This window comes from Aquabacterium sp. (genome assembly GCF_035476535.1).
GTDB lineage: Bacteria > Pseudomonadota > Gammaproteobacteria > Burkholderiales > Burkholderiaceae_C > Pseudaquabacterium.
Genome location: NZ_DATILJ010000066.1, coordinates 1 through 9,713, shown reverse-complemented (window position 1 = coordinate 9,713; position 9,713 = coordinate 1). Strand labels below are relative to the sequence as shown.

Sequence of the window (9,713 nt, the reverse complement as noted above, 5' to 3'; positions counted from 1 at the left end):
CACCGGCAGGCCCAGCTCGGCGGCGACGGTGATCTCCTGGCCGTTCATCAGGTAGCTGCCGTCGCCGGTGAGGCAGACCACCGGGCAGCCGGGCTTGCCCAGCGCGATGCCGACCGCCGAGCCGATGGCCCAGCCCATGGGCGCGAAGTCCATCGTCACGCGCAGCCAGCTGGAGCGGCTGGTGCGCATGTCGCGCTGTGCCGCGCTGCCGGCCACACCACCGGCGACGCGCGGTGTGCCGCTGTGGCGACGGTCGCGGGGTGCCAGGTAGTGCACGGCCCAGACCGCGCTGTTGCCGGCATCGGCGACGAAGCGCGCCTGCGGCGGGCAGCGTTCGGCCAGTGTGGCGATCAGGCGCTGTGGCTTGATCGGTGCTTGCTCGCTCTTCAGCGCCTGCGGCTGATCGACCATCGCCTCGTAGGCCAGCTGCGCGCTTTGCGGATGCTGGAAGGCCACGACGTTCGAGACCTCGGCGCCCGGCGCCAGCAGCGTGATCAGGTGCTCGCACACCGACTGGATGCGGCCGCGCACATGCAGTCGCGCCATCGGCGAGCGCATCAGGTTGTCGTCGCAGGCGTCGACATGCACCAGTCGGCCGTTGAGCAGGCTGGCCGACCAGCCGCCGCTGTTGAGTTCGCCGAAACCGGTGCCCAGCGCCACAACGAGATCGGGTTGTGCGGCCAGCAGTTCGCGTGCACTGTCGTGGCCGCCGAAACCGAACACGCCGTGAAAGCGCGGATGCCGTGCATTGACGAAGCCCTTGCCGTCCGGCGTGGTGATGAACCTGCCGTCGGTCAGCTGCACCAGTTGCATCAGCGCGGGAATGGCTTCACCACAGCCGTCGCCGATCAGCCAGACCGGGTTGCGCGCGCTGCGCAACAGGCCGGCCAGGGCTAACGCGGCGGTGGCGTCGACCAGCGCGGGGGCCTGGTTCAGCAGGGCGGCAAACGATCGTTCATTGCCGAACCCACTGATGGGCTGGCGCAGGATGTCCACCGGGATCGACAGGTGGCTGGGGCCATGCGGCGCGCGCTGTGCCTGCATCACCGCGTTGAACAGTTTCGTCGGCACCTGGTCCACATGGGACACCAGCGAGTTGTAGCGGGTGCAATGCTTGAACATGCCCACGGTGTTGACGCCGGTGCAGCTGGATTCCTGCAGTGCCCCTTTGCCGAACGAATGGATCGGCGGCTGGCCGGTGATCACCAGCATCGGCACGTTGTTGTCGTAGGCGCAGGCCACGCCGGTGATCAGGTTGGTCGCACCCGGACCCGAGGTGGCGATGCAGACGCCGAGCTTGCCGGTCTCGCGGGCATACCCATCGGCCATGTAGGCCGCGCCGGATTCGTTGCGCGCCACCACGGCGCGCGGGCCGCCCTGGCGACCTGAACGTGCCAGCGCGTTGTACAAGGGTTCGATCGCGCCGCCCGGCACGCCGAACACATGCTCGATGCCCAGCGCGGCCAGGCATTCGATGATCAGATCGGCGGAGTCAGGTTGCCGGTGCAGGCGTGCAATGCGCAGGGCGTCGGTCGTCAGGGCCATTGAAGATTCCACGGTGTTTGTCTCGTTATCGTTCGTCGCCCAGGCTTCGCCCGCGCCGGGCACTTTGCAGGCCAGGCATCCGGGGGGTCATGGGCGGCAAGGACATGCGCAATCGCCGGAGGCATTGCGCGCTCGGGCCAGCGGCTCTGCGGCCGCCGTGCCCAGCGAAGCTCCCTGGAACAACGAGTGAAAGACGCGGCCTCAACGAGGCCGGGGTGTCGAGATGACCAAGGTCACTGGTTCAGCACCGGAACGAACTGTATCGAATGGCAACAAGTCCGTGTCCCCCCCGGGTTAGTGCCTAAGCAGGACAACGCAGGGTCCGGGTGTGGAATATTCATGCTTGTGCCGCTTGTCGTGAGCCGGTGCCGCGCGGCGGCGGCGGTGGGCCGGGCTGACCGATACTTCTGCCCGCACCGCTGCGCTGCCGCTCAAGGATGGACCACTTGCTCGATTCATTGCCGAAACTACTCGAGGCCTTGCTCAAGCCGAGCGTTTGGATCGAAGTCACGGTGATCGCCACCGTGCTGCTGCTGGCCTGGGGGCTGGCGTGGTGGCTGCGGCCGCGCGCGCCGGCGCCGAACGCCGGCGACGCCCTTGTCCCGGCGACCGGCCGCATCCTGTTCGGCGACCGGGGGTTCGACGGCGTGCTGTTCCCGCTGCTGGCGCTGGGCGGCGTGCTGCTGGCGCGGCTGCTGCTCAAGGACATCGTGCCCTTCGCGCTGTTCAAGCTGGCCGTGCCGCTGCTGGCCAGCCTGGCGATCATTCGGGTGGTCGCGCGGGTGTTGCATGTGGCGTTCCCGGGTTCACGTGTGATGCGGGCGCTGGAGCGCACGCTGTCGTGGCTGGTCTGGCTGGCGCTGGTGCTGTGGCTGACCGATCTGCTGCCGCTGGTGCTGGCCGAGATGGATGCGGTGCACTGGAAGATCTCCGGCAGCGATGTCAGCTTGCGCGGTTTGTTCGAAGGCGCGCTCAGCGCCGCGGTGGTGCTGGTGCTGGTGCTGTGGCTGTCGGCGTCGATCGAGGCGCGGCTGCTGGCGGCCGACAGCGTCAACCTGTCGGTGCGCAAGATTGCCGCCAACGGCACGCGGGCCGGCCTGCTGCTGGTCGGCCTGCTGGTCGCCTTGTCGGTGGCCGGCATCCCGCTGGGCGCCTTGTCGGTGATGGGCGGCGCCATCGGCGTGGGCATCGGCTTCGGGCTGCAGAAGCTGGCCGCCAACTACGTGTCGGGCTTCGTGATCCTGGCCGAACGATCGCTGCGCATCGGCGACACCGTGCGTGTCGACAACTTCGAAGGCCGCATCACCGACATCACCACGCGCTACACGGTGATCCGTGCCAGCAACGGCCGCGAGTCCATCGTGCCCAACGAGATGCTGATCACGCAGCGGGTCGAGAACAGCTCGTTCGCCGATTCGAACATTGCCGTCAGCACCGTCGTGCAGGTGGCCTATGGCAGCGACCTCGACGCGCTGATGCCACGGCTGGCCTCCGCGGTGGCCGCCGTGCCGCGCGTGCTGGCCGAGCCTGTGCCGTCGGTGGAACTGACGCAGTTCGCCGCCGATGGCCTGGAGCTGAAGATCGTGTTCTGGATCAACGATCTGAACAACGGCCAGGGCAATGTGCGCAGCGCCGTCAACCTGGCGGTGCTGCGCAGCCTGAATGCCGCGGGTGTCGAGATTCCGTTTCCGCACCGGGTGGTGCGCCACATCGGGGACGCGGCGCCGCTGAAGCCGGCGGATTGACGGGCGTCGCTCAGGCCACTGCTACCGGGATCTTGCCGATTTTCGCCTGCCATTCCTGGGGGCCGGTGGTGTGCACGCTGGTGCCTTGCGCGTCCACCGCCACCGTCACCGGCATGTCCTTGACGTCGAACTCGTAGATGGCTTCCATGCCCAGGTCGGCGAAGCCCACGACCTTCGCGCCCTGGATGGCCTTGGCCACCAGGTAGGCGGCGCCGCCCACGGCCATCAGGTAGGCCGAGCCGTGCTTTTTGATCGCTTCGATCGCCACCGGCCCACGCTCGGCCTTGCCGACCATCGAGATCAGGCCGGTCTGCGCCAGCATCATCTCGGTGAACTTGTCCATGCGTGTCGCGGTGGTCGGGCCTGCCGGGCCGACGACTTCGTCGCGTACCGGGTCCACCGGGCCGACGTAGTAGATGACGCGGTTGGTGAAATCCACCGGCAGCGGCTCACCCTTGGCCAGCATGTCCTGGATGCGCTTGTGCGCGGCATCGCGGCCGGTCAGCATCTTGCCGTTCAGCAGCAGCGTGTCGCCGGGTTTCCAGCTCGCCACCTCGGCGCGGGTCAGCGTGTTCAGGTCGACACGCTTGCTCTTGTTGTAGTCCGGCGCCCACTTCACGTCGGGCCACAGGTCCAGGCTGGGCGGGTCGATGTAGCTGGGGCCGGAACCATCGAGCACGAAGTGCGCGTGGCGCGTGGCCGCGCAGTTCGGGATCATTGCAATGGGCTTGCTCGCGGCATGCGTCGGGTAGGTCTTGATCTTGACGTCGAGCACGGTGGTCAGGCCGCCCAGGCCTTGCGCGCCGATGCCCAGCGCGTTGACCTTCTCGTACAGCTCGATGCGCAACTCTTCCAGCTTGTTCTGCGGGCCGCGCTCGAGCAACTCGTACATGTCGATGTCGTCCATCAACGATTCCTTGGCCAGCAGCACCGCCTTCTCGGCCGTGCCGCCAACACCGATGCCCAGCATGCCCGGTGGGCACCAGCCGGCGCCCATGGTCGGCACCGTCTTCAGCACCCAGTCGACGATGGAATCGCTGGGGTTGAGCATGGTCATCTTGCTCTTGTTCTCGCTGCCGCCGCCCTTGGCCGCGACCGTCACGTCCACCGTGTCACCGGGCACGAGCTCCATGTGGATCACCGCCGGGGTGTTGTCCTTGGTGTTCTTGCGCGTAAAGATCGGATCGTCCAGCACCGAGCCGCGCAGCACGTTGTCCGGGTGCAAGTAGGCCTTGCGCACGCCGGCGTTCACGGCATCGGCGATCGAGCCATCGAAGCCGTCCCACCTGACGTTCATGCCGATCTTCAGGAACACGTTGACGATGCCGGTGTCCTGGCAGATCGGGCGCTTGCCCTCGGCGCACATCTTCGAGTTGGTCAGGATCTGTGCGATCGCATCCTTGGCCGACGGGCTCTGCTCGCGCTCATAGGCCCGGGCGAGGTGGGCGATGAAATCGGCCGGGTGGTAGTACGAGATGTACTGCAGCGCGGCGGCAACGCTGTCGATCAGGTCGGCCTGGCGGATGGTGGTGCTCATACGGTCTTTCAGGGGTGAATCAGGGCTGGCGTCAGTGCTTGCCGTTGGCAGCAGCGCCGCTGCCGAGGATGCGGTCCGACGCGGCGATGGCCATCGCCGACAGCAGGAAGGCCATGTGGATCAGCGTCTGCCACATCAGCGTCTTCTCGTCCAGGTTGGCGGCGTTGATGAAGGTCTTCAACAGGTGGATCGAACTGATGCCGATGATCGCGGTGCCGAGCTTGACCTTCAGCACCGAGGCGTTGACATGGCTCAACCACTCCGGCTGGTCGGGATGGCCTTCGAGGTCCATGCGCGAAACGAAGGTCTCGTAGCCGCCGATGATGACCATGATCAGCAGGTTGCTGATCATCACCACATCAATCAGGCCCAACACCACCAGCATGATCAGCGTTTCGTTGAACGCGATCGCGCCATCGGCGCCCACGACGTAGCCGGCACTCTTGACCAGTTGCTGCAGTGCCTGCTGGTCGCCGAAGGCGGCCTCCACCAGGTGCACGAGCTCGACCCAGAAATGGAACACATACACACCCTGGGCAACGATCAAGCCCAGGTAGAGCGGCAACTGCAACCATCGGCTGGCAAAGATCAGGTTCGGCAGCGGGCGCAGCTTGCGCGGCGGGGTATCAGGAGGCATGGGGCAGACACGGGGACGCAACGCGCTGGATTCTAGGTGCCGTCCATGCGACCATCGTGACCGAGGTTCGCATGCAACGGCCGGGCTGGCGTTGCCGCCGAAGTAAGGGGCAGGTAAGAGCGCCTCGATAGCGTCGCGGCCATCACGGGTTTCAAATCGCAGGAGACGTTCGATGAGTGCTGCCGAAGGCTCGCATGAGCTGAAGATCTACGCCCCTTCCGCTGCCGCGGTGCAGGGCGCCCATGTGTCAGGCATGGCGGCCTACGAGGCGCTGGTGAAGGAAGCGAGCACCGACCACCAGGCCTACTGGGCCCGGCTGGCGCGCGAGCTGCTGAGCTGGAAGACGCCTTTCACGAACACGCTGAACGACAGCGAGGCGCCGTTCTTCAAGTGGTTCGAAGACGGTACGCTGAACGTCTCGTACAACTGCCTGGACCGCCATGTCGAAGCCGGGCAGGGCGACAAGGTCGCGATCATCTTCGAGGCCGACGATGGCCAGGTCACCCGAGCCACGTACCAAGACCTGTTGACGCGCACCTGCCAGATGGCCAATGCGCTGAAGGCACGCGGCGTGAAGAAGGGCGACCGCGTCGTCATCTACATGTCGATGAGCATCGAGGGCGTGGTCGCGATGCAGGCCTGTGCCCGCATCGGCGCGACGCATTCAGTGGTCTTCGGCGGCTTCTCGGCACAAAGCCTGCGCGACCGCGTGCAGGACGCCGGTGCAGTGATGGTCATCACCGCCGACGAGCAACTGCGCGGCGGCAAGCAACTGCCGCTGAAGGCCATCGTCGACGAGGCCATCGGCCTGGGCGGCTGCGAATCGCTGAAGAACGTCATCGTCTACCAGCGCACCGGTGGCAAGATCGCGTGGCAGGCCGGCCGCGACGTCTGGCTGCACGAGGCGCTGGCCGGCCAGCCGGCAACGTGCGAGCCGGAATGGGTGAGCGCCGAGCATCCGCTGTTCCTGCTGTACACCTCCGGCTCCACCGGCAAGCCCAAGGGCGTGCAGCATTCCACCGGCGGCTACTTGCTGCATGCCGCGCTGACGATGAAGTGGACCTTCGACCTCAAGCCGGACGACGTGTTCTGGTGCACCGCCGACATCGGCTGGGTCACCGGCCACACCTACATCACCTATGGCCCGTTGGCGCTGGGCGGCACCGAGATCGTCTTCGAAGGCGTGCCGACCTACCCGGACGCCGGCCGCTTCTGGAAGATGATCCAGGACCACAAGGTCAGCATCTTCTACACGGCGCCGACGGCGATCCGCTCGCTGATCAAGGCCGCCGAAGGCAATGCGGCGGCGCACCCTGACCGCTACGACCTGTCCAGCCTGCGCATCCTGGGCTCGGTGGGCGAGCCGATCAACCCTGCCGCCTGGGAGTGGTACCACAAGCACATCGGCGGCGGCCGCTGCCCGATCGTCGACACCTTCTGGCAGACCGAAACCGGCGGCCACATGATCACGCCGCTGCCGGGCGCCACGCCGCTGGTGCCGGGTTCCTGCACGCTGCCGTTCCCAGGCATCGATGCGGCCGTGGTGGACGAGACCGGCAACGAAGTGCCGAACGGGCAGGGCGGCATCCTGGTCGTGCGCAAGCCCTGGCCGAGCATGATCCGCAACATCTATGGTGATCCCGAGCGCTTCAAGAAGAGCTACTACCCGCCGGAGCTGAAGGGCTATTACCTGGCCGGCGACGGCGCGATCCGCGACGCCAAGACCGGCTACTTCACGATCACCGGCCGCATCGACGACGTGCTGAACGTCTCGGGTCACCGCATGGGCACGATGGAGATCGAATCGGCGCTGGTCTCGCACACCGAGTTGGTGGCCGAAGCGGCGGTGGTCGGCCGGCCGGACGACACCACGGGCGAGGCGATCTGTGCCTTCGTCGTGCTGAAGCGTTCGCGCCCGACGGGTGACGAGGCGAAAAAAATCGCCAAGGAGCTGCGCGACTGGGTCGGCAAGGAAATCGGCCCGATCGCCAAGCCCAAGGACATCCGCTTCGGCGACAACCTGCCCAAGACCCGCTCCGGCAAGATCATGCGCCGGCTGCTGCGCTCGATCGCCAAGGGCGAGAAGATCACGCAGGACACCTCGACCTTGGAAAATCCGGCCATCTTGGATCAGTTGTCGGAGACCAATTGATCCAGGCTGCTCCGGCGCGCAATGTAGAAAGGCCACGCACTGCGGGGCCTTTTCACATCGGAGCCAGGCCGGTCACTTGGCCGTCATCACCCAGGTGGCCAGTTGCTTGGCCTCGTCGGCATTGACTTGCGCATTCGGCGGCATCGGCACGGGGCCCCACACGCCGGAGCCGCCCTTCTGGATCTTCTCGGCCAGCTTGGCCACGGCATCCTTCTGGCCGGCGTACTTCGCCGCCACTTCCTTGTAGGCCGGGCCGACGATCTTCTTGTCCGTTGCGTGGCAGGCCATGCAGTTCTTCTTCTGTGCCAGGTCGGCGTTCGCGAAAGCGGGGCCGGCGATCACGGTGGCCAACGCTAGGATGACGGAAGCTTTCTTCATGGGGACCTTTCGGGACGAGTGCGCGGGGCACGGGCTGGAGTAAAGTGACTCGTTCTCAACGGATTCTAGGGGTCACGGTTGACGCTGTGCTTGCAGCAGGGCCGCTGACCGGGAGAGGCTGCCCCTTATGTGGTTCATCGCGATTGGTTGCCTGCTGTTGCTGCTGAAGCTGGCAGGCCTCACGGTGGTGGCCACCTGGCCCTGGTGGTGGATCTGGATACCGTTCGGCCTGGCGGCGCTGTGGTGGTTCATCGCCGATGCCAGCGGCCTGACCAAGCAGCGCGAGGCTGACAAGGAAACGGCCCGTACCGAAGCCCGGCGTGAGCGCCACCTCGACAACATGGGCTTGAGCTTCAAGAAGCGCCGCGGTGGCAGCACGCCGGGCAAGCCCCGCGTGCCCACAGACGAGCGCTGAAATCGCTCACTCGAACTTGTCGAGCACAGCGCCGAAGCTGGCGCTCGACGCGCACTTGGCAAACTTCGCCAGCACGCCACGCGTGTAGCGCGGCGCCGGCTGCTTCCAGGCTGCCCGGCGCTTGGCGATCTCGGCGTCATCGACGTTCAGCTTCAGCAGCAGCTGATGCGCGTCGATGGTGATTGAATCGCCCTCCTGCACCAGCGCGATCGTGCCGCCTTCGTAGGCTTCCGGCGAGACATGGCCGACCACCATGCCCCAGGTGCCGCCGGAGAAGCGGCCATCGGTGATCAGCCCCACTGATTCACCCAGGCCCTGGCCGATCAGCGCGCCGGTGGGCGCCAGCATCTCGGGCATGCCCGGGCCGCCCTTGGGGCCCAGGTAGCGCAGCACCATCACGTCACCGGCCACGATCTTGTTGGCCATGATCGCGGCCAGCGCCGACTGTTCATCATCGAACACCCGCGCCGGGCCGGTGATCACCGGGTTCTTCAGGCCGGTGATCTTGGCCACGCAGCCGTCGGGCGACAGGTTGCCGCGCAGGATGGCCAGGTGGCCCTCGGCATACATCGGGTTGCCGATCGTGCGGATGACATCCTGGTCGGCACGCGGCACATCGGGGATCTCGGCCAGGTTCTCGGCCACCGTCTTGCCGGTGATGGTGATGCAGTCGCCATGCAGCAGGCCGGCCTTCAGCAGCAGCTTCATCACCTGCGGAATGCCGCCCGCATGGTGCAGGTCGATCGCCAGGTACTTGCCGCTGGGCTTCAGGTCGCACAGCACCGGCACCTTGCGGCGCACGCGCTCGAAGTCGTCGATCGTCCATTCGACCTCGGCCGCATGCGCGATGGCCAGGAAGTGCAGCACCGCGTTGGTCGAGCCGCCGGTGGCCATGATCACCGCGATGGCGTTCTCGATGCTCTTCTTGGTGACGATGTCGCGCGGCTTCAGGTCGGCCTTCACCGCCTCGACCAGCACGTTGCTGGCGCGGTTGACCATCGCGACGATCTCGTCTTCGACATTGGCCATCGTCGATGCATAGGGCAGGCTGAGGCCCAGCGCCTCGAAGGCCGAGCTCATGGTGTTGGCGGTGTACATGCCGCCGCAAGAGCCGGTGCCGGGGATCGCGCGGCGCTCGATCTGGCAGAAGTCCTCTTCGCTCATGTTGCCGGCGGAGAACTGGCCCACCGCCTCGAACACGCTGACGATGTTGAGGTCCTGGCCCTTGTACTTGCCCGGCAGGATGGTGCCGCCGTAGATGTAGATCGCCGGCACGTTGGCGCGCAGCATGCCCATCAGGCCGC

8 protein-coding genes are annotated in these 9,713 nt (G+C 66.4%); 3 read left to right on the top strand and 5 right to left on the bottom strand.

The genetic code is table 11. The features are described from left to right. On the bottom strand, positions 1 to 1,545 hold a 1,545-nt coding region (locus VLK61_RS06750), incomplete at its 3' end, for a thiamine pyrophosphate-binding protein (RefSeq protein ID WP_325419500.1). 446 nt (positions 1,546 to 1,991) lie between these two features. On the opposite strand from VLK61_RS06750, the gene VLK61_RS06745 reads away from it, so the two are divergent. After that, positions 1,992 to 3,290, top strand: a complete 1,299-nt coding sequence (locus VLK61_RS06745) for a mechanosensitive ion channel family protein (RefSeq protein WP_325419499.1) — start codon at positions 1,992 to 1,994, stop codon at positions 3,288 to 3,290. Between the two features lie 10 nt (positions 3,291 to 3,300). Here the strand turns inward: VLK61_RS06745 and VLK61_RS06740 are convergent, their stop codons facing one another. Beyond that, on the bottom strand, positions 3,301 to 4,827 hold the full coding sequence (locus VLK61_RS06740) for a fumarate hydratase (protein WP_325419498.1): 1,527 nt from the start codon (positions 4,825 to 4,827) through the stop codon (positions 3,301 to 3,303). A 31-nt stretch (positions 4,828 to 4,858) separates the two neighbouring features. After that, complete coding sequence (locus VLK61_RS06735) at positions 4,859 to 5,464, bottom strand: TIGR00645 family protein (protein ID WP_325419497.1); 606 nt, start codon at positions 5,462 to 5,464, stop codon at positions 4,859 to 4,861. 172 nt (positions 5,465 to 5,636) lie between these two features. Here VLK61_RS06735 and acs point away from each other — a divergent pair, with 172 nt between their 5' ends. Beyond that, positions 5,637 to 7,616 (top strand): acetate--CoA ligase, encoded by a 1,980-nt coding sequence (gene acs, locus VLK61_RS06730; protein WP_325419496.1) that lies wholly within the window; start codon positions 5,637 to 5,639, stop codon positions 7,614 to 7,616. Between the two features lie 72 nt (positions 7,617 to 7,688). Here the strand turns inward: acs and VLK61_RS06725 are convergent, their stop codons facing one another. Further along, positions 7,689 to 7,994 (bottom strand): c-type cytochrome, encoded by a 306-nt coding sequence (locus VLK61_RS06725; RefSeq protein WP_325419495.1) that lies wholly within the window; start codon positions 7,992 to 7,994, stop codon positions 7,689 to 7,691. 127 nt (positions 7,995 to 8,121) lie between these two features. Here VLK61_RS06725 and VLK61_RS06720 point away from each other — a divergent pair, with 127 nt between their 5' ends. After that, on the top strand, positions 8,122 to 8,409 hold the full coding sequence (locus VLK61_RS06720; RefSeq protein WP_325419494.1) for a TIGR04438 family Trp-rich protein: 288 nt from the start codon (positions 8,122 to 8,124) through the stop codon (positions 8,407 to 8,409). 6 nt (positions 8,410 to 8,415) lie between these two features. Here VLK61_RS06720 and VLK61_RS06715 read toward each other — a convergent pair. Beyond that, the coding region (locus VLK61_RS06715) for a dihydroxy-acid dehydratase (protein WP_325419493.1) at positions 8,416 to 9,713 on the bottom strand (1,298 nt) is incomplete at its 5' end.

Coding starts and splice junctions, on each gene's coding strand:
- VLK61_RS06740 (WP_325419498.1), bottom strand. CDS start 4,827: ATGAGCACCACCATCCGCCAGGCCGACCTGATCGACAGCGTTGCCGCC.
- VLK61_RS06735 (WP_325419497.1), bottom strand. CDS start 5,464: ATGCCTCCTGATACCCCGCCGCGCAAGCTGCGCCCGCTGCCGAACCTG.
- acs (WP_325419496.1), top strand. CDS start 5,637: ATGAGTGCTGCCGAAGGCTCGCATGAGCTGAAGATCTACGCCCCTTCC.
- VLK61_RS06725 (WP_325419495.1), bottom strand. CDS start 7,994: ATGAAGAAAGCTTCCGTCATCCTAGCGTTGGCCACCGTGATCGCCGGC.
- VLK61_RS06720 (WP_325419494.1), top strand. CDS start 8,122: ATGTGGTTCATCGCGATTGGTTGCCTGCTGTTGCTGCTGAAGCTGGCA.